The 16,950-nt window shown below is 72.1% G+C and carries 19 protein-coding genes and 1 riboswitch; of the genes, 5 read left to right on the top strand and 14 right to left on the bottom strand.

Going from position 1 to position 16,950, the window contains the following annotated elements:
• The first annotated feature begins 137 nt into the window (after positions 1-137).
• Positions 138-617, top strand: coding sequence for a type II toxin-antitoxin system PemK/MazF family toxin (locus IE321_RS06635; RefSeq protein ID WP_190222101.1), 480 nt, complete (start codon positions 138-140; stop codon positions 615-617).
• 64 nt (positions 618-681) lie between these two features.
• Here the strand turns inward: IE321_RS06635 and IE321_RS06630 are convergent, their stop codons facing one another.
• The 10 genes from IE321_RS06630 to clpS all read right to left on the bottom strand — a co-directional run bounded on the left by IE321_RS06630 (position 682) and on the right by clpS (position 8,314).
• Positions 682-1,632 carry a PLP-dependent cysteine synthase family protein gene (locus tag IE321_RS06630; protein WP_043228141.1) on the bottom strand — a complete coding sequence of 317 codons (951 nt, stop codon included), beginning with the start codon at positions 1,630-1,632 and terminating at the stop codon, positions 682-684.
• A gap of 5 nt (positions 1,633-1,637) precedes the next feature.
• On the bottom strand, positions 1,638-1,916 hold the full coding sequence (locus IE321_RS06625; RefSeq protein ID WP_043228140.1) for a MoaD/ThiS family protein: 279 nt from the start codon (positions 1,914-1,916) through the stop codon (positions 1,638-1,640).
• A 101-nt stretch (positions 1,917-2,017) separates the two neighbouring features.
• On the bottom strand, positions 2,018-2,134 hold the full coding sequence (locus tag IE321_RS43145) for a putative leader peptide (protein ID WP_315986240.1): 117 nt from the start codon (positions 2,132-2,134) through the stop codon (positions 2,018-2,020).
• A gap of 44 nt (positions 2,135-2,178) precedes the next feature.
• Positions 2,179-2,964, bottom strand: a complete 786-nt coding sequence (locus IE321_RS06620) for an ABC transporter ATP-binding protein (RefSeq protein WP_190222100.1) — start codon at positions 2,962-2,964, stop codon at positions 2,179-2,181.
• On the bottom strand, positions 2,961-4,025 hold the full coding sequence (locus IE321_RS06615; RefSeq protein WP_190222099.1) for a FecCD family ABC transporter permease: 1,065 nt from the start codon (positions 4,023-4,025) through the stop codon (positions 2,961-2,963). The genes IE321_RS06620 and IE321_RS06615 overlap by 4 nt, the downstream gene beginning before the upstream one ends.
• Positions 4,022-4,996: an ABC transporter substrate-binding protein gene (locus IE321_RS06610; protein ID WP_043228136.1), complete on the bottom strand. Its 975-nt coding sequence runs from the start codon at positions 4,994-4,996 to the stop codon at positions 4,022-4,024. Before IE321_RS06610 ends, IE321_RS06615 begins: the two co-directional genes overlap by 4 nt.
• 36 nt (positions 4,997-5,032) lie before the next feature.
• Positions 5,033-5,152, bottom strand: a riboswitch (cobalamin riboswitch).
• A 21-nt stretch (positions 5,153-5,173) separates the two neighbouring features.
• Entirely contained in the window at positions 5,174-5,599 is a 426-nt protein-coding gene (locus IE321_RS06605; protein ID WP_043228135.1) for a M67 family metallopeptidase, read from the bottom strand.
• A 76-nt stretch (positions 5,600-5,675) separates the two neighbouring features.
• Positions 5,676-7,112: an amino acid permease gene (locus tag IE321_RS06600; protein ID WP_043228134.1), complete on the bottom strand. Its 1,437-nt coding sequence runs from the start codon at positions 7,110-7,112 to the stop codon at positions 5,676-5,678.
• 318 nt (positions 7,113-7,430) lie between these two features.
• Positions 7,431-8,009: a DUF2017 domain-containing protein gene (locus IE321_RS06595; protein ID WP_190222098.1), complete on the bottom strand. Its 579-nt coding sequence runs from the start codon at positions 8,007-8,009 to the stop codon at positions 7,431-7,433.
• The gene (gene clpS, locus IE321_RS06590) at positions 8,009-8,314 is read right to left on the bottom strand and encodes an ATP-dependent Clp protease adapter ClpS (protein WP_043228132.1); all 306 of its coding nucleotides are present in this window, start codon (positions 8,312-8,314) and stop codon (positions 8,009-8,011) included. Before clpS ends, IE321_RS06595 begins: the two co-directional genes overlap by 1 nt.
• A gap of 110 nt (positions 8,315-8,424) precedes the next feature.
• Here clpS and IE321_RS06585 point away from each other — a divergent pair, with 110 nt between their 5' ends.
• Both IE321_RS06585 and IE321_RS06580 read left to right on the top strand, forming a co-directional pair.
• Positions 8,425-9,753, top strand: coding sequence for a nicotinate phosphoribosyltransferase (locus IE321_RS06585; RefSeq protein WP_190222097.1), 1,329 nt, complete (start codon positions 8,425-8,427; stop codon positions 9,751-9,753).
• Positions 9,754-9,863: 110 nt separating this feature from the next.
• Positions 9,864-10,463 (top strand): isochorismatase family protein, encoded by a 600-nt coding sequence (locus IE321_RS06580; protein WP_190222096.1) that lies wholly within the window; start codon positions 9,864-9,866, stop codon positions 10,461-10,463.
• Between the two features lie 26 nt (positions 10,464-10,489).
• Here the strand turns inward: IE321_RS06580 and IE321_RS06575 are convergent, their stop codons facing one another.
• Positions 10,490-10,801, bottom strand: coding sequence for a hypothetical protein (locus IE321_RS06575; protein WP_043228128.1), 312 nt, complete (start codon positions 10,799-10,801; stop codon positions 10,490-10,492).
• A gap of 145 nt (positions 10,802-10,946) precedes the next feature.
• Positions 10,947-13,379 (bottom strand): immune inhibitor A domain-containing protein, encoded by a 2,433-nt coding sequence (locus IE321_RS06570; protein ID WP_043228127.1) that lies wholly within the window; start codon positions 13,377-13,379, stop codon positions 10,947-10,949.
• Positions 13,380-13,764: 385 nt separating this feature from the next.
• On the opposite strand from IE321_RS06570, the gene IE321_RS06565 reads away from it, so the two are divergent.
• Entirely contained in the window at positions 13,765-14,043 is a 279-nt protein-coding gene (locus tag IE321_RS06565; RefSeq protein ID WP_043228126.1) for a hypothetical protein, read from the top strand.
• A gap of 24 nt (positions 14,044-14,067) precedes the next feature.
• Here the strand turns inward: IE321_RS06565 and IE321_RS06560 are convergent, their stop codons facing one another.
• Both IE321_RS06560 and IE321_RS06555 read right to left on the bottom strand, forming a co-directional pair.
• Positions 14,068-14,742 (bottom strand): RDD family protein, encoded by a 675-nt coding sequence (locus tag IE321_RS06560; RefSeq protein WP_043228125.1) that lies wholly within the window; start codon positions 14,740-14,742, stop codon positions 14,068-14,070.
• 83 nt (positions 14,743-14,825) lie between these two features.
• Positions 14,826-16,151, bottom strand: coding sequence for an RDD family protein (locus tag IE321_RS06555; protein ID WP_190222095.1), 1,326 nt, complete (start codon positions 16,149-16,151; stop codon positions 14,826-14,828).
• A 306-nt stretch (positions 16,152-16,457) separates the two neighbouring features.
• Here IE321_RS06555 and IE321_RS06550 point away from each other — a divergent pair, with 306 nt between their 5' ends.
• Positions 16,458-16,949, top strand: coding sequence for an SsgA family sporulation/cell division regulator (locus IE321_RS06550; protein ID WP_043228123.1), 492 nt, complete (start codon positions 16,458-16,460; stop codon positions 16,947-16,949).
• Position 16,950 lies beyond the last annotated feature (1 nt).

Below are 16,950 nucleotides of genomic sequence, written 5' to 3'. Positions count from 1 at the left end.
CGAGCGTAAGGCGCACGGGGGCCGGTCGCTCCTTCGTGGCGTCCCGTTGTGGGCGAACTCACGGGCTCTGTCACCGGTTCGGATGGACGGCGGGGCGCGGCGGCGCGGTGCGGCCCGCGCCGGTAACGTCATGGGGTATGGACACGTCGTGGTGGCCCGCGCTGGCCGCGGTCGTGGTGATCGCGCTGGTGGTGGCGGTCGCCGACGGACGGCGGCGCGCTTCGCGCCGTCCGGCTCCGGGGCGTGCCCGCCCGCCGGTCCGGACCCGTCCGCCGGGCCGGCCGACGGGGCGGAAGCCCGGGGCGCGGGTGCCGCGGCCCCGGGAGATCTGGTGGGCCGAGGTGCCCTTCGAGGACGGGCCCGGTTCGAAGGACCGGCCGTGTCTGGTGCTGGCGGTGCGGGGGGACGGCGCGCTGGTCGCGAAGATCACCAGCAAGTACCACGACGAGCGGCCCGGGGTGATCGCGCTGCCGCCGGGGGCGGTGGGCGACGCGCGCGGGCGGCCGAGCTTCCTGGAGACGGACGAGCTGCGGGACGTGCCGCTGCGGGACTTCCGCCGGAAAGCGGGAGAGGCGGACCCGGTCCTGTGGGACCGGGTCCGCCATCTCGCGCGCTAGGGCCTGATCCGACGCCAATGGTCGGACAGGCCCTAGTGGGGGCGCCTGTGGCGCCCGTGGGTGCCTACGCCCAGAGCTGGCCCTGGACCGCGGCGATGGCCTCTTCCGTGGTGGCGGCCGTGTAGAGGCCGGTGGAGAGGTACTTCCAGCCGCCGTCGGCGACGACGAAGGCGATGTCGGCGCTCTCGCCGGCCTTGACGGCCTTGTTGCCGACGCCGATGGCCGCGTGCAGGGCGGCGCCCGTGGAGACGCCCGCGAAGATGCCCTCCTGCTGGAGGAGTTCGCGGGTGCGGGTGACGGCGTCGGCGGAGCCGACGGAGAAGCGGGTGGTGAGGACGGAGGCGTCGTAGAGCTCGGGGACGAAGCCCTCGTCGAGGTTGCGCAGGCCGTAGACGAGGTCGTCGTAGCGCGGCTCGGCGGCGACGATCTTGACGTCGGGCTTGTTCTCGCGGAGGTACCGTCCGACGCCCATGAGGGTGCCGGTGGTGCCGAGGCCGGCCACGAAGTGGGTGATCGACGGCAGGTCGGCGAGGATCTCGGGGCCCGTGGTGGCGTAGTGGGCGCCGGCGTTGTGCGGGTTGCCGTACTGGTAGAGCATCACCCAGGTCGGGTTCTCGGCGGCGAGCTCCTTGGCGACCCGCACGGCCGTGTTGGAGCCGCCCGCCGCGGGGGACGAGATGATCTCGGCGCCCCACATGGCGAGCAGCTGCCGCCGCTCCTCGCTGGTGTTCTCGGGCATGACGCAGACGATGCGGTAGCCCTTGAGCTTGGCGGCCATGGCCAGCGAGATGCCGGTGTTGCCGCTGGTCGGCTCCAGGATGGTGCAGCCGGGGGTGAGGCGGCCGTCCTTCTCCGCCTGCTCGATCATGTGGAGCGCGGGGCGGTCCTTGACCGAGCCGGTCGGGTTGCGGTCCTCCAGCTTCGCCCAGATGCGGACGTCGTCCGAGGGCGAGAGCCGGGGGAGGCGGACGAGCGGCGTGTTGCCGACCGCCGCCAGCGAGGAGTCGTAGCGCATGTGGATCAGACCATGCCGCCGGCGACGGCCGGCAGGATCGTGACGCTGTCGCCGTCGGTCAGCTTGGTCTCGATGCCGTCCAGGAAGCGGACGTCCTCGTCGTTGAGGTAGACGTTGACGAAACGGCGGAGCTTGCCGTCGTCCACGATGCGGGCCTCGATGCCGGCGTGGCGGGTCTCCAGGTCGGCGAAGAGCTTGGCGAGGGTGTCACCGCTGCCCTCGACGGCCTTCTCGCCGTCGGTGTAGGTGCGGAGGATGGTCGGGATGCGGACCTCGATGGCCATGGCGTGGGCTCCTGTCGGAAGACTCGTACGTGACGTGGTGGGCGCGCTGCTGGGGCCCCCGCGCGGAGGGGGGTCGTGCGTGAGGGCGCTCGGCCGGTGGCTCAGAGCGCGGCGCGGGACGAACAGATCGCGCTGGCCAGGCGGCACAGGTCGACGTGCAGGCGTGCCACGAGCAGCACGGTGCCCGGAGTCTCTTCGCTCACGTCGTGGGAAACCATGGGCTCATCGTATCGATTCCCGGTCCGGGTTCCGGAATGTGATCTCAGATACTGGATGTTTTCCGACCGACTGACGGACCGGGCGGGTAGAGAACGGTCGGTGTACCGGTCCTGGGGTGCGGAACGACCTCGGCTTCCACGCCGTAGACGGCGGCCAGCAGTTCGGGGGTGAGGACCTCCGCGGGGGTGCCGCCGGTGACGATCCGGCCTGCTTCGAGGACGTAGAGCCGGTCGCAGTGGGCGGCGGCGAGGTTGAGGTCGTGCAGGGCCAGCAGGTTGGTGGTGCCCAGGGTGCGGACCAGGGCGAGGACGTCGAGCCGGTGGCGGATGTCCAGGTGGTTGGTGGGTTCGTCGAGGACGAGGAGTTCCGGTTCCTGGACGAGGGCGCGGGCGAGGAGGGCGCGCCGGTGCTCGCCGCCGGAGAGGGTGGGGCAGGTGCGGTCGGCGAGGGCCGTGAGGCCGACGCGGGCGAGGGCGGCGTCGGCGCGGGCCAGGTCGTCGGCGGTGTCGCCCTCCCAGAAGCGCTTGTGCGGGGAGCGGCCGAGGGCGACGAGTTCGCGGACGGTGAGGTCGATGTCGGCGGCGGAGTCCTGGGGGACGGTGGCGACCCGGCGGGCGCGTTCCCCGGGGCCGAGCCGGGTGAGGTCGGTGCCGTCGAGGAGGGCGCGGCCGGAGGTGGGGGCGAGGGTGCCGTAGACGCAGCGCAGGAGGGTGGTCTTGCCGCTGCCGTTGGGGCCGATGAGGCCGACGGTCTCGCCGGGGCGGGCGGTGAGGTCGACGGCGTGGAGCCGGTCCCGGTGGGAGAGGGCTTCGAGGCGCAGGCCGGTCACAGGGCGGCTCCTTCGGGGCGGCGGCGCATCAGCCAGAGGAAGAGGGGGCCGCCGGTGAGGGCGGTGAGGACGCCGACGGGGATGTCCTGGGGTGCGGCGAGGGTACGGGCGCCGAGGTCGGCGGCGACGAGGGCGACGGCGCCGCCGAGCGCGGCGACGGGGAGCAGCCGGCGGTGCGGGGAGCCGACGGCGAGGCGGGCGGCGTGCGGGGCCATGAGGCCGATGAAGCCGACGGCGCCGCTGGCGGCGACCATGACGGCGGTGACGAGGGAGGCGAGGACGAAGACGGCGGCGCGGAAGCGGTCGGTGTCGAGGCCGAGGACGGTGGCGCTCTCCTCGCCGGTGAGGAGGAGGTCGAGGGGGCGGGCGAGGGCGAGCAGGACGCCGGTGCCGAGGGTGAGGACGGCGGCGGGGAGCGCGAGGGTGTCCCAGCGGGCGGAGCCGAGTCCGCCGAGGGACCAGTAGAGGGCTTCCTGGAAGTGCTCGGGGCGGCCGGCGGTGACGAGGAGGAGGGTGGTGAGGGCGGACAGGACGTAGGAGACGGCGACGCCGGCGAGGACGAGCCGGGGGCCGGTCATGGTGGAGCCGCGGCGGGCGAGTCCGTAGACGAGGACGAGGGCGAGGAGGGAGCCGGCGAAGGCGCCGGCGGGCAGGGCGAGGGCGGTGGACGCGCCGATGCCGAGGACGATGACGAGGACGGCGCCGGTGGAGGCGCCGGAGGAGATCCCGAGCAGGAAGGGGTCGGCGAGCCGGTTGCGGACGAGTGCCTGGAGCACGGTGCCGACGACGGCGAGCCCGGCGCCGACGACGGCGCCGAGCAGGACCCGGGGCAGCCGCACGTCGAGGACGATCGTGCGGTACGGGGAGGGGGCGGCGCGGCCGGTGAGCGCGTCGAGGACCTGGCCGGGCGGGATCCGTACGGAGCCGAGCGCGAGGGAGGCGCGGACGACGGCGGCGAGCGCGGCGAGGAGCCCGGCGACGACGGCGGCGTACCGGGCGCGCCCGGCCGGGGCCCGCCGGGCCCGGCCGGCGGCCGGGCGGACGGTGGTGGTGGCGGTCACCGGGCGGCGGCCGGGTGGAGCTGGGCGGCGAGCTTGTCGACGGCGGCGGGGACGCGGACGCCGAGGACGGTGTCGGAGAGGGGGAGGACGGCGAAGCGGCGGTTCCTGATGGCGGGGACGTCCTTCAGGGCGGGGTCGTCGAGGAGGCGGCGCTTCTTCTGCTCGACGGTGGTGGAGCCGTAGTCGTAGAGGAGGACGACGTCGGGCTCGCGGGCGACGACCTGTTCCCAGGCCGCGTCGCCGAAGGGCTTGTCGAGGTCGGCGAAGACGTTGCGGCCGCCGGCGCGGGTGATGAGGTCGTTGCCGATGCCCCGGCCGCCGGCGGTGAAGGCGGTCTTGTCGCCGCTGTCGTAGACGAAGACGGAGACGGGGTCGAGGTCCTTGAGGCGCTTCTCGGTGGCGGCGAGGGAGGCGCGGGCGTCGTCCGTCCACCGCTCGGCGCGGTCGGGGACGCCGAAGGTGCGGCCGACCTCGGTGACCTCGCGGTAGAGGTCGTCGACGGAGACGGGTCCGTCGGCGCAGTACTCGGTGTTCAGGCGGCTGCCGATGCCGGACTTCGCCAGGTCGTCGCGGCCGCGTCCGGCCTTGGCGTCGAAGGCGCTGGTGTAGCCGCCGTAGACGAAGTCGGGGTTCGCGGCGAGGAGGGCCTCCCTGGAGGGGTACTCCTTCGCGAGGACGGGGACGGAGTCGTACGCCTTCGCGTAGGCGGGGAGGACGGCGTCGTCGAGGTAGGCGGTGCCGGCGAGGGACTTCTCCAGGCCGAGGGCGAGCATCACCTCGGTGACGTGCTGGTTCATGGTGACCGCGCGGCGCGGCGGGGCCTGGAGGGTGGTGGTGACACCGCAGTTGACGACGGTGTACGGGAAGCCGGGTGCGGGCTTCGCGGCGGTGGGTCCGGCCGCGGGGGCCGCGCAGGCGGCGAGCAGCGGGAGCAGGGCGAGCGCGGACGGCGTGGTGCGGCGCCAGGACATGGCGGAGCCTCCTCCGGGGATTTCCACGTCCCCGATCGGTGGAGAAGGCGGCAGGTCAGTTCCTGGCTGGCGGCCCCCGGGGAGGGGGCCGGTCACAGTGGCGGGACCGCGCCGGGTTCGCACCGGCTTCCTGGGTCCTGCCGCCCTGAAAGGTCGCGGTCAGACTAGCGGTACGCCTCAGGCGTACGCCTCCACGACCTTGACGTCCTCCTCGGTCACGACGCCGTCGACGATCGTGTAGGAGCGGAACTGGAAGTCGCCGGCGCCGTCGGTGTCGGCGGTGGAGACGAGGACGTAGTGGGCGCCGGGTTCGTTGGCGTAGGTGATGTCGGTGCGGGAGGGGTACGCCTCGGTCGCCGTGTGCGAGTGGTAGATGATCACGGGTTCCTCGTCGCGGTCGTCCATCTCGCGGTAGAGCTTGAGGAGGTCGGCGGAGTCGAACTCGTAGAAGGTGGGCGAGCGGGCGGCGTTGAGCATCGGGATGAACCGCTCGGGGCGGCCCGAGCCGACCGGCCCCGCGACCACGCCGCATGCCTCGTCGGGGTGGTCCGCCCGGGAGTGTTCCACGATCCGGTCGTACAGGTCTCGGGTGAGGGTCAGCATGCCGACAGGATATGCGGACGGGCCGCCGCGTACCGAGGAGTGGTACGGGGCGGCCCGGATGCTGGGACGGAGTGTGTCAGGAGCGCTTGGCGAAGGCGGCGCCCTCGGGGTTGCGGGACTTGAGCACCAGGTAGGCGACGGCGAGGAGGAGACCCCAGACCGGGGCGCCGTAGAGGGCGACGCGGTTGTCCTGGTCCATGCCCATGGTCACGACGACCAGGCCGATGAAGGCGAGGGCGAAGACGCTGGCCCAGATGCCGCCGGGGGCCTTGAAGGAGGACTGGGGCAGTTCGCCGCGGTCGGCCTTGCGGCGGTAGCGGATCTGGCAGACGAGGATCATGATCCAGGCCCACATGCCGGAGATGGTGGCGAAGGAGACGACGTAGTTGAAGGCGTCGCCGGGCCACTGGTAGTTGATCCAGACGCCGACCATCATCAGCGCGGCGGAGAAGGTGGTGCCGATCAGCGGGGTGCCGCTCTTCGTCAGCCGGGTGAAGACCTTCGGGCCCTGGCCGTTGAGCGCGAGGTCGCGCAGCATGCGGCCGGTGGAGTACATGCCCGAGTTGCAGGAGGACAGGGCGGCGGTCAGGACGACGAAGTTGACGATCGCGGCGCCGGCCTGGAAGCCCATCTCCTCGAAGGCGGCGACGAACGGCGAGACGCCCGGCTTGAAGTGGGTCCACGGGACGACCGACAGGATCATGATGAGCGCGCCGACGTAGAAGACGGCGATGCGCCACGGCACGGTGTTGATGGCCTTGGGCAGGACGGTCTTCGGGTCCTTCGACTCGCCGGCGGTGACGCCGACCAGCTCGACCGCGAGGAAGGCGAACATGACCATCTGGAGGGTCATGAGGGTGGAGGCGATGCCGTCCTCACCGGCGAAGAAGCCGCCGAGGTCCCACAGGTGGGTGATCGAGGCGGTGTCGCCGGCGTCGGAGAAGCCGAGGGTGAGGATGCCGGCGCAGATCAGGATCATGCCGACGATGGCGGTGACCTTGACCATGGAGAACCAGAACTCCAGCTCGCCGAAGAGCTTCACGGAGATCAGGTTGGCGCCGTACAGGATGATCGTGAAGACGAGGGCGGACAGCCACTGCGGGATGTCCCACCAGTACGTCATGTAGGTGGCCGCGGCGGTGACTTCGGTGATGCCGGTGACGACCCAGAAGAGCCAGTACGTCCAGCCGGTGACGAAGCCCGCGAAGGGGCCGATGAACTCCCGCGCGTACTCCGAGAAGGAGCCGGAGACGGGGCGGTACATGAGGAGCTCGCCGAGCGCCCGCATGATGAAGAAGATGACGAGGCCCGCGAGGGCGTACGCGAGGATCAGGCTGGGGCCCGCCTTGGAGATGCCCTTGCCGGCTCCGAGGAAGAGGCCGGTGCCGATGGCACCGCCGATCGCGATCATCTGGATCTGACGGGCTCCGAGTGCCCGGTGGTAACCCTCGCCCGGGGCGGAGTCCGCGGCCTCATTGCCGTCGTGCTGCTTGTCGACCCGCACTGAGGTCATGGTGGTGCGCCTTTCTCCATGCTGATCCGCGCGACCGCGACTGCGTCTGCTGCGGATCAGATCCTGATCCCCCCGGATGTGGATGGAGTGCTACCGGCGGTCAGCCGGCCCGAGCGCCCTCGGGAACAGGGGTGGCGTGCCCGAGTGGTCGTGAAGATTTATCACGGGGTGGGGGGTGATCGACGGAGTTGGATGTGGCGCGCACCACAAAAAGAGGGGTGCGAAAGGGACTCAAGACGGCAAAGCGCCCGCTCGGATAACGAGTTCGTTATCCGGATTTGAGCGTCCGCTGAGCGAACGCCCTGCCGCGCCGGACGCTCAGGACATCAGCGTCTCGATCAGTGACTCCTGAAGCGCGCCGAGCCAGAGATAGGCCATCACCATCGGCTTGCGGGGGTCGCTGTCCGGCAGCCGGTAGAGCCGCTCGCTCTCCTCGTCCTCGGTGATCTCCAGCCGGGTGGCGATGGTCAGCCGCAGGTCGTTGAGGGTGCCGAGCCAGGCGCGGGACTCGTCGGGGGTCAGCTTCAGGAGCACGGACTCCTCGGGCTCGGTGTCCAGCCCGTCCAGGGCGCGCACCACGACGAGGGCGTCCTCGCGCTTACGGGCGCGCAGGTCGTTCTCGGTGTAGCGGCGGAAGTCCGCCGCGGCGGCGCGCAGCTCCTCGGTGTCGTCCCCGTAGGCGTCGGGGAAGAGCCGGCGCAGGGCGGGGTCGGCGGGCGGCTTGCTGGGGCCCTCGGCGAAGAGGGCGGCGAGCGGGTCGGCGTCCGCCTCGGGCTCCTCGCCCGGGCCGATCAGCTCCAGGAGCTGGACGGTGAGGGAGCGCAGGATGGAGACCTCGACCTCGTCGAGCGCGACGGCGGCCCCGCCGCCGGGCACCGCCTCGAAGTGGCCGGCCATCAGCCGCGGTCCTGGGTGAGGGTCGCCCACAGTCCGTAGCCGTGCATCGCCTGCACGTCCCGTTCCATCTCCTCGCGGGTGCCGCTGGAGACCACCGCGCGGCCCTTGTTGTGCACGTCGAGCATCAGCTTGTGCGCCTTGTCCTTGGAGTAGCCGAAATACGCCTGGAAGACGTAGGTGACATAGCTCATCAGGTTCACCGGGTCGTTGTGCACGAGGGTGACCCAGGGGACGTCGGGCTCGACGACCGCGGAGACCTCCTCGGCCGACTCGGTCCGTTCGATCTCGATAGGCGCGATGCTCACTTACCCCATGCTGCCACCCGGGACCCCCTGTCGCACAAACGGGCATGCCCTCCCGGCGACACCGGCAGGGTATTCGTCAGATTGACGAATAGTGCGCTAGCATCGGTGACATGAACGCTGCGGACCTTGGGCTCCCGGTGGACGTGCCGTCGACCGCGCTCTTCACCGACCAGTACGAGCTCACCATGCTCCAGGCGGCCCTCCGGGCCGGCACCGCCGACCGGCGCTCCGTCTTCGAGGTCTTCACCCGGAGACTGCCCGAGGGACGGCGCTACGGCGTCCTCGCGGGCGTCGGCCGGGTCCTGGACGCCGTCGAGAACTTCCGCTTCGACCCGGCCGTCCTCGGCTTCCTGCGCGAGCGGGAGATCGTCGACGAACCGACCCTGGAGTGGCTGGCCGGATACCGCTTCTCCGGCGACATCTGGGGCTACCCCGAGGGCGAGGTGTACTTCCCCGGCTCCCCCGTGCTGCGCGTCGAGGGCTCCTTCGCCGAGTGCGTGCTCCTGGAGACGGTGATCCTCTCGATCCTCAACCACGACTCGGCCATCGCCGCCGCGGCCTCCCGCATGTCGGCGGCGGCCGGCGGGCGCCGGCTCATCGAGATGGGCGCCCGACGCACCCACGAGCTGGCCGCCGTGGCCTCCTCCCGCGCCGCCTACGTCGGCGGCTTCGACTCCACCTCCGACCTCGCCGCCGGCTTCCGCTACGGCATCCCCACCGTCGGCACCTCCGCGCACGCCTTCACCCTGCTGCACGACAGCGAGCGGGACGCCTTCCGGGCCCAGGTCGACAGCCTGGGCCGGGGCACCACCCTCCTCGTCGACACCTACGACGTGGCCGAGGCGGTCCGCACCGCCGTCGAGGTCGCCGGGCCCGAGCTCGGCGCCGTCCGCATCGACTCCGGCGACCTGCTGCTCGTCGCCCACCGGGTGCGGGCACAGCTGGACGAGCTGGGCGCCCGGGACACGAAGATCGTCGTCACCTCCGACCTGGACGAGTACGCCATCGCCTCGCTGGCCGCCGCGCCGGTGGACGCGTACGGCGTCGGCACCCAGCTGGTCACCGGCAGCGGCCACCCGACCTGCTCGATGGTCTACAAGCTGGTCGCCCGGGCCGCCTCGGCCGACCCGAAGGCGCCGCTGGTGCCGGTGGCGAAGAAGTCGCTGGGCGGCAAGGCGTCCGTCGGCGGCCGCAAGTGGGCCGCGCGCCGCAGGGACGCCGACGGGGTCGCCGCCGCCGAGGTGATCGGCACCGGCCCGGTCCCCGACGCGCTCGCCGCCGACCAGCTCCTGGTCGAGCTGGTCAAGGGCGGCGAGGTGGTCGCCCGGGAGCCGCTGGAGACGGCCCGCGCCCGGCACATCACGGCCCGCGCCGGACTGCCGATGTCGGCCATCCAGCTGTCGCGCGGCGAGCCGGTGCTGCCGACGGAGTACATCTAGAGATACGTCCAGAGCCCGGTGACGTCCCCTCCCGGAGCGGGGGCGGAGTCTCTAGGCTCGGGACCGCTCTCCCCGACCGACCGCCCGCCCGACCCCCGAGGACACCCGCCATGCACCGCGCACTGATCGTCGTGGACGTACAGAACGACTTCTGCGAGGGCGGCAGCCTCGCGGTGACGGGCGGCGCGGACGTCGCCGCCGCCATCACCGAGCTGGTCGGCGAGGCGGCGGGCTCCGTCTACCGGCACGTCGTCGCCACCCGGGACCACCACATCGACCCCGGGGCCCACTTCGCCCCGGACGGCGAGGCCCCCGACTACGTCGACTCCTGGCCGCGGCACTGCGTGGCCGGCACCGAGGGCGTCGGCTTCCACCCGAACTTCGCCCCGGCCGTGGCCGGCGGAGCGGTCCAGGCCGTCTTCGACAAGGGCGCCTACGCCGCCGCGTACAGCGGCTTCGAGGGGCGGGACGAGAACGGCGGGACGCTGGCGGGGTGGCTGCGCGAGCGGGACGTGACCGAGGTCGACGTGGTCGGCATCGCCACCGACCACTGCGTCCGTGCCACCGCGCTGGACGCGGCCCGCGAGGGCTTCCGCACCCACGTCCTGCTCGACCTCACGGCGGGCGTCGCCCGCGGCACCACCGACCGCGCGCTCGCGGAGCTCCGCGAGGCGGGCGTGCTCCTCACCGGCGAGCCGGTCGTCGGCTAGCGGGAGCCGGGGCCGGGCGGCGCGCCTCAGGCGGCCGGGGCCCGCGGGAGGGTGCGGGCCGGGTGCCACAGCTCCTGGGCCGCGCCCGGCGCGGACTTCCACAGCAGGCCGTCGGGGTGGTGGAGGACGGCGGTGATCTCGTCGGGGGTGGGCGGTTCGGCGTTCCCCCGCAGGTAAACCGACCGCAGGCCCAGGTTTCGGAGCCTGGTCAGGGCCCTGGCGCGGTTCGCGGCGTGGACGAGGAAGCGCACGGAGGCGCCGTCCCCGGCCGGACTGGGCAGTCCTATCGCGACCACCACGCTGCCTCCCGGCAACTTGCAGAACCCTCCACCAGGCATGCGGAACCACTCCCCCGTGAGCCGACTGTCAATAAGGAGTTCCTGAGAACTCGGTCAGCTGCACCTAAACACGATCGGCCGCCGCCCGCTAGGGGGCGACGGCCGATCATGCTGTGACCTGCTGTTTTACCGGAAGGCTAGTCGATCAACGGGTCGACGGGCCCACCTGGACCGTGATCGTCTGGCCGTTCTTCGGCTCCTTGACGACCTGGATCTTGGTGTTGGTGTCAGTGACCTTGACGCCGGCGCGCTCGGTCTCCTTGAACCAGTAGGTGCCCTTGCGGTCGTCGAAGACCGGGTTGCCGGCCTGCGACTTCACCCAGGTGGGGACGTCGGCCTTGTGCAGCTGGAAAGCGTCCGTCCGGTACGTTCCGAAGGTGGAGTCGTACGCCTGGACGCGGTTGCGCATCAGGGTGCCGTCATTCCACTTCAGCGGGGTCGGGTGGGCGTCGATCGGGAGGATCAGACCCTGGCCCGGGTGGACGGAGGTGTTGTTGTCCTTCTGGGACAGGTCCCACTTCCAGATGAGCAGACCGTTCTGGTACGGGTAGTGCTCGACCCAGCTCGCCTTGTCGCCGCCGAAGCCGAAGTTGTACGGGCCGACCTTGAGGGTGGCGTCGTACGAGACGTACTGGCGGTTCTCGGCGATGTAGTACTGCTCGTACTCGTTGGTGAAGCCCTTGCCGACCCGCGAGAAGCCCTTGGCGGTCCAGCCGTTGTCACCGTTCTCCGCGCCGTCCGCGAAGACGGCGGCACCGTCGGCGGTCAGCGTGATCGCGTCGGCGGTGAAGCCCTTGCCGCCCGCGCCGCCGTCCGTCTGGTAGCGGAAGCGGAGGTCGAACTTCTTGCCCGCGTACGCCGAGAGGTCGTAGACGAGCTTCTTGTGGGCGCCGGAGACGTCGGTCAGCGCCGGGGAGCCGGCCGCGTCGCGCGGGAGGGCCACGCCGTCGGCGGTGCCGTCCACGGCGGTCCAGTTGGCGCCGCCGTCCGTCGACACCTCGGTGTAGAGGTAGTCGTACTCGGCCTCGATGTCGTACCAGCCCTGGAGCTCCAGGGAGGCGGACGACTTGCCGGTGAGGTCGACCGGGCGGGTCAGGGTGTTCTTGAGGTCGTCACCCATGTCGCTCCACCACTGGGCGGAACCCTCGGCGGGGGCGACGATGTCGGTGGTGACGGCCTTCTTCGGCAGCTCGACGACGAGCGCCTGCGGGTTCTTGGTGTTGTACTCGGCCACGCCCAGCTTGTGGGTGGACTTCGTACCGCGCTGCTCGTCGCTCACCTTGGTGTAGTTGAGCCAGCCGAGCTGCAGCTTGTCCCAGGCGTTCATGTCGCCGGGCATGTCACCGATGGAGTCCTTGCCCAGGCCCAGCCAGGAACCGGAGGACATCAGCGACCAGTAGCCGGTCGAGTTCTCGCCGCCGGCGGTGTCGTACAGGTCCGGCAGACCGAGGTCGTGGCCGTACTCGTGGGCGAAGACGCCGAGGCCGCCGTTCTCGGGCTGCATCGTGTAGTCGCCGACCCAGATGCCGGTGTCGCCGATCGGGGTGCCGCCGGCCTTGTTGTTCGCCGGACCGGTCTTGCCCGCGTTGGTGCCGTAGGCGTACCAGCGGTGCGCCCACAGGGCGTCGGTCGCCTGGGCGCCGCCGCCGGCCGACTCGTCCTCGCCCGCGTGGACGATCTGGAAGTGGTCGATGTAGCCGTCGGGCTCGTTGAAGTTGCCGTCGGCGTCGAAGTCGTAGCGGTCCCACTGGTCGTAGGTCGCCAGGTCGGCCTTGATCTGGGCGTCGGTCCTGCCCTTGGCCTTCTGGTCGGCGACCCACGCGGTGACGCCGTCGCGGACGGTGTCCCACACGTTGGCGCAGTTGGTCTGGCCGCAGTAGTTGGAGCCGTAGCGGGCCTCGTTGTACGGGACCTTGACCCAGTCGGAGACCGCGCCGTCGACCGAGTAGCGGCCGGACGAGGTGCGCTCGTAGTAGGTCTTCAGCGACTCCTTCGGCTTACCGGTCTTCGGGTCCTTGCCGGAGCCGAAGTACAGGTCCTGGAAGTGCTTCTGGTTGTAGTCGGCCTGCCACGCGGTCGAGTTGTCCTTCGACCGGTCGGGCTCGGCTATCTGGTTGCGCAGCGGGCCGGGCTGGCCGCCGAACTTCGGCTTCAGCTCGTCCGTGTCGTCGTCCTTGCGGTCGACGAGCGTGGTGGTGTCCACCTGGTCGCCGAACTCGACGAGGATGGTGAAGATCTTGTCGGTCTTCTCACGGCCGAGCTCGACGTACTTCTTGGCGTCGAGCTTGACGACCTTGGAGCCGCCGCGGTTCTCGACCTTGGCGTCGCCGCTGAGGACCTGCTCCAGGGCGGCCTTGCGCTGCTGCGCCTGCTGCTTGCTGAAGGGGCCGTCGAGGTCGTGGTCGACCGCGGTCTTGTCGGTGTCGCTGCCCGGAGCGGGGTCCTGGCGGACGTCCGCCGCGGAGATCCGGCCGTTGTCGTCAGCCCAGGCGGTGCTGAACGTCGAGGCGGTGGCGGCGGTGGCCGCGAGCGCCACGACGACCGCGGACGCCCGAATCGCCCGTCGTCTGTTGGTCACTTGGTGTCGTTCCTCCCCGGCGCCCACGCCCTCGGACCAGGAGGTGGGGTGTCCGTCCGGGCGGGGTCGCGCGTCACAAGTGACGACATTCGACCGGAGTGAGAGGAGAAAAGACAGATCTTGACTTGCACACACCAAGTGCACTATGCGGGTGTCGAAATCCGGTATGCGGACAGTCAGGAAGGGTAAAAGAAACGTAAGTTCGGGTGCCGGGCGGCTTCCGGGCCGCCCGCCGGGGGTCCTCCGGCGGGTTTCCGTGCCCGGCCGTGCCTCCCGTGCGCCCCCCGTGCTCCGGCACCGTGGGTCAGGTCACGCTTACCCGCCGTTCCTCCGGGGCATCGAGCGTCGTAGAGTCGACCGGAAGTCCGGAGGGGCGGTATCCGTCATGCAGCGTCCGAACGCAGCGCAGTACGCCTACGGTTCGGCCGTCGTGGTCCTCGCGACCGCCGCGCTCCTGCTCCTGACCGGCGCCACCGGGCCGCCCGGCATCGCCGCGGCCTGTGTCGCCGGACTGCTGCTCGGCGTCCTCGTGGCGGTGACGATGCCCGCAGGGACGCGGCCCGTCAAGACCTCCGGCGCCACCGCCCCGCGGTCCGGGAACGAAGCGGTCCGGGTACCGGCCGCGCAGGTGGGCGCGGGAGCCGATACCCGGACCGGTCCGTGAGTCGTCCGTCCGTTCCGCCGGCGGTCACCGGGGCACGGTGACGACCACCGTCTTCGCCGCCTTGTCGTGCAGACCCTGCTTGTAGGGCTTGTCGACCAGGATGAGGACGAGCAGCAGCAGCGGCCAGAGGCAGGCGCAGCAGATCAGCGCGGGCAGCCAGAGCACGACGGCGCGCAGCAGCGACTGGCTCATCGGGGGCGTGGTGCCGTCGTTGAGCATGGCGACGCGCAGCTTCATCAGCCGCTTGCCGACGGTCTGGCCGTTCTTGGCCGTGAGCACCGTGTCGTACGTGATGAAGGCGACGATCGTCAGCAGCTGGAAGACGATCTGTCCGCCGCCCGTCCAGGTGGCCTGGAAGTCGTCGCCGTCCACGGTCGCCCGGTCGTAGACGTCGAACGGGATGCCGATGATGGCGAGCGGCACCGCGATGATCAGCCAGTCGACGAGCCGCGCGAGGATCCGGCGCCCGGACTCGGCCAGCGGCGGCATCCCGGAGAGCGGGTCGGTGCCGCCGTAGCCGCCGCCGTAGCCGCCGTACGGGGGCGGAGGCGGGTACGGGGAGCCGTACGGGTTCCCGGGCGGCGGGGGCCCGGGAGGCGGCGGTGAGCCCGGCGGCGGGCCCTGCGGCGGCTCCTGGGGCCGCTTGCCGAACGGGTCGTCGTCGGGGGGCGGGCCGGGCGGCGGCTGGTCGGTGCTCATGGGGGCATCGCATCCCGGCCGTCCGGGGCCCGCAACGGATGGACGCCCGTTCGGGGGACCGCGCCCCCGACGGGTCGCCGGGGTCAGACCTTCGCGACGAAGGTGCCGGCCGCCTTGTCGTGCCAGCACTGGCGCCACGGGCGGTCGAAGACGCACCAGAGCACGTTGAGGACGCCGATCACCAGCAGGCCCAGGAAGGTGTGGAGGAACCAGCGGCGCAGCGAGCGGCCGAAGGTCGGCGGCTCGTGGGCCTCGATGTCCCGGACCTGGATGCCGCACAGCTTCTTGCCGAGCGTACGGCCCCACTTGGCCGTGGGCAGCGCCTCGTACAGCACGCCGAGGACGAGGAGCAGGCCGAGCGCGATGCCGAACTGCACCGAGGTGGTGCCGTCGACGAGCCAGACCTGCACGGTGACGCCGGACCGCTCGGCCGCGTCGATCTTGGCCTCGATGTGGTCCAGGGCGGCGGTCACGAAGGGGAAGGCCGCGCCGGCCGTCAGCGCGCCGAGGAGGAGGGTGTCGACGACGCGGGCGAGGAGCCGGCGGCCGAGTCCGGCCGGGGGCGCGGAGGACTGCTCCCGCACGGCCGCGAGGAAGGGGTCCTCGACCGGCGGCTTCCACGGCACGACGGGCTGCTGGGGCTGCTGCTGGTGCGCCTGCTGGGCCGGGTGCGGCTGGGGCTGCGGCTGCGGCTGGGCCTGCTGCGGCTGGGCCCAGGCCAGGGTGACGGGGGCGGGGGCCCGGGCGGGCGCCGGAGCCGGGGCAGGAGCGGGTGCCGGCCGGGGCTGCGGCCGGGGCTGTACGGGGGCCGGGGCCGGGGTCTCCTGGACGGGCGCCGGGGTGGGCGCCGGGGTGACCGGCATGCCCCCGAGACGGGCGGGGGCGCTCGGGGTGCGGGGGTCGGCGGCGGGGGCCTCGGCCTGCGCGGGGGCGGCCGGCCACTCGACCGGGGACCTCGGGTCGGGCACGGCGGGCGCGGGCGCCGGTTCGACGGGCGCGGGCGCCGCGGGCGCCGCCCAGGCGGCCGGGCGGTCCTGGCCGGCGGCGGGGCCGTACTGCCGGGAGGCGTCGGCCCCCCAGGCGCTGGCCGGCTCCCGGACCGGGGGCTCCTCGTCGAAGAAGACGGGCCCGGTCTCCTCGACGGCGGCCGGCACGCGGGCGGCGGCCGGGGCGGGTTCGGGGGCGGCCTCCCGGACGGGGGCCGGGGCCGGGCTCGGGGCGAGGATCGGCCCGGCCGGCATGGCCGAGGCGGGCGGGACCGGCGCGGCCTCGCCGTCCTTCGGGGCGGGCCGGCTCGTGCCGGGCACCCAGGAGCCGCCGTTCCAGTACCGGATGTATCCGGGGATCGACGGATCCGGGTAGTACCCCGCCTGCGGTACCTCGCCGCCGCCTCCGGGAGGAGTAGCCACTGCCCCGACTCCGTTCAGTCACAACGTTCCGTCACCACACTAAGGAGGCACAGTAACGAAGAACGCCGCCGAGGGAAGAAAGAGCCCGCGAGAAAGGCCGCCTTCGGGCGACACAGGCCGGAATCCCTCACTCCATGTGAGGTTCGGGCCCGGGAACGGGCGGTCCCGGGGGGCCGGGAGGGGGCTCGCGACCGGGCCGGGAAAAAACTTCCCGAAAAAACTTCCCGAAGTCGCGTAATGAACCCGGGGCACCCCGCTCTCTCCAGGTGAAGGCCCGCACGGGGCCCCCACGCGAGAGGCACAGCCATGCCGTACACCGAGCCCACCACCGTCGAGCGCGAGCTGGAACTGAAGCTGGTCCTGTCCCCCGAGCGCTCGGTCCCGGTGCCGGCCCGGCTCGCCTACCGCACCGGCGACCCGTACGCCGTGCACATGACCTTCCACATCGGCTCCGAGCACCCGGTGAACTGGACCTTCGCCCGTGAACTGCTCGTCGAGGGCGTCTTCCGGGCCTGCGGCCACGGCGACGTGCGGATCTGGCCGACGAAGGTCGACGGCCGCAGCGTCGTCCTGATGGCCCTCTCCTCCCCCGACGGCGACGCGCTCCTGGAGGCCCCGTCCGCGCAGGTGTCCGCCTGGCTGGAGCGGACCCTGCGCGCGGTCCCGCCGGGCACCGAGTCGGAGCGGCTCGGCATCGACGACGGGCTGGCCGAGCTGCTCGCCACCACCGTGGTCGGCGACGACCTGTGGCTGCGCGACCCGTGGCCGTCGGACGAGTCGCAGGACGGCGAGCTGTGAG

Source organism: Streptomyces hydrogenans, from assembly GCF_014656075.1.
Classification (GTDB): domain Bacteria; phylum Actinomycetota; class Actinomycetes; order Streptomycetales; family Streptomycetaceae; genus Streptomyces; species Streptomyces hydrogenans.
Note: the sequence above shows the minus strand (reverse complement) of the source record. Positions and strands in the feature narration are given on the sequence as shown.

Excerpts from the sequence above, each read along its gene's own strand:
- IE321_RS06635 (WP_190222101.1), top strand. The coding sequence starts at position 138 with ATGGACACGTCGTGGTGGCCCGCGCTGGCCGCGGTCGTGGTGATCGCG.
- IE321_RS06630 (WP_043228141.1), bottom strand. The coding sequence starts at position 1,632 with ATGCGCTACGACTCCTCGCTGGCGGCGGTCGGCAACACGCCGCTCGTC.
- IE321_RS06625 (WP_043228140.1), bottom strand. The coding sequence starts at position 1,916 with ATGGCCATCGAGGTCCGCATCCCGACCATCCTCCGCACCTACACCGAC.
- IE321_RS43145 (WP_315986240.1), bottom strand. The coding sequence starts at position 2,134 with ATGGTTTCCCACGACGTGAGCGAAGAGACTCCGGGCACCGTGCTGCTC.
- IE321_RS06610 (WP_043228136.1), bottom strand. The coding sequence starts at position 4,996 with ATGTCCTGGCGCCGCACCACGCCGTCCGCGCTCGCCCTGCTCCCGCTG.
- IE321_RS06605 (WP_043228135.1), bottom strand. The coding sequence starts at position 5,599 with ATGCTGACCCTCACCCGAGACCTGTACGACCGGATCGTGGAACACTCC.
- IE321_RS06600 (WP_043228134.1), bottom strand. The coding sequence starts at position 7,112 with ATGACCTCAGTGCGGGTCGACAAGCAGCACGACGGCAATGAGGCCGCG.
- IE321_RS06595 (WP_190222098.1), bottom strand. The coding sequence starts at position 8,009 with ATGGCCGGCCACTTCGAGGCGGTGCCCGGCGGCGGGGCCGCCGTCGCG.
- IE321_RS06585 (WP_190222097.1), top strand. The coding sequence starts at position 8,425 with ATGAACGCTGCGGACCTTGGGCTCCCGGTGGACGTGCCGTCGACCGCG.
- IE321_RS06580 (WP_190222096.1), top strand. The coding sequence starts at position 9,864 with ATGCACCGCGCACTGATCGTCGTGGACGTACAGAACGACTTCTGCGAG.
- IE321_RS06575 (WP_043228128.1), bottom strand. The coding sequence starts at position 10,801 with ATGCCTGGTGGAGGGTTCTGCAAGTTGCCGGGAGGCAGCGTGGTGGTC.
- IE321_RS06565 (WP_043228126.1), top strand. The coding sequence starts at position 13,765 with ATGCAGCGTCCGAACGCAGCGCAGTACGCCTACGGTTCGGCCGTCGTG.
- IE321_RS06560 (WP_043228125.1), bottom strand. The coding sequence starts at position 14,742 with ATGAGCACCGACCAGCCGCCGCCCGGCCCGCCCCCCGACGACGACCCG.
- IE321_RS06550 (WP_043228123.1), top strand. The coding sequence starts at position 16,458 with ATGCCGTACACCGAGCCCACCACCGTCGAGCGCGAGCTGGAACTGAAG.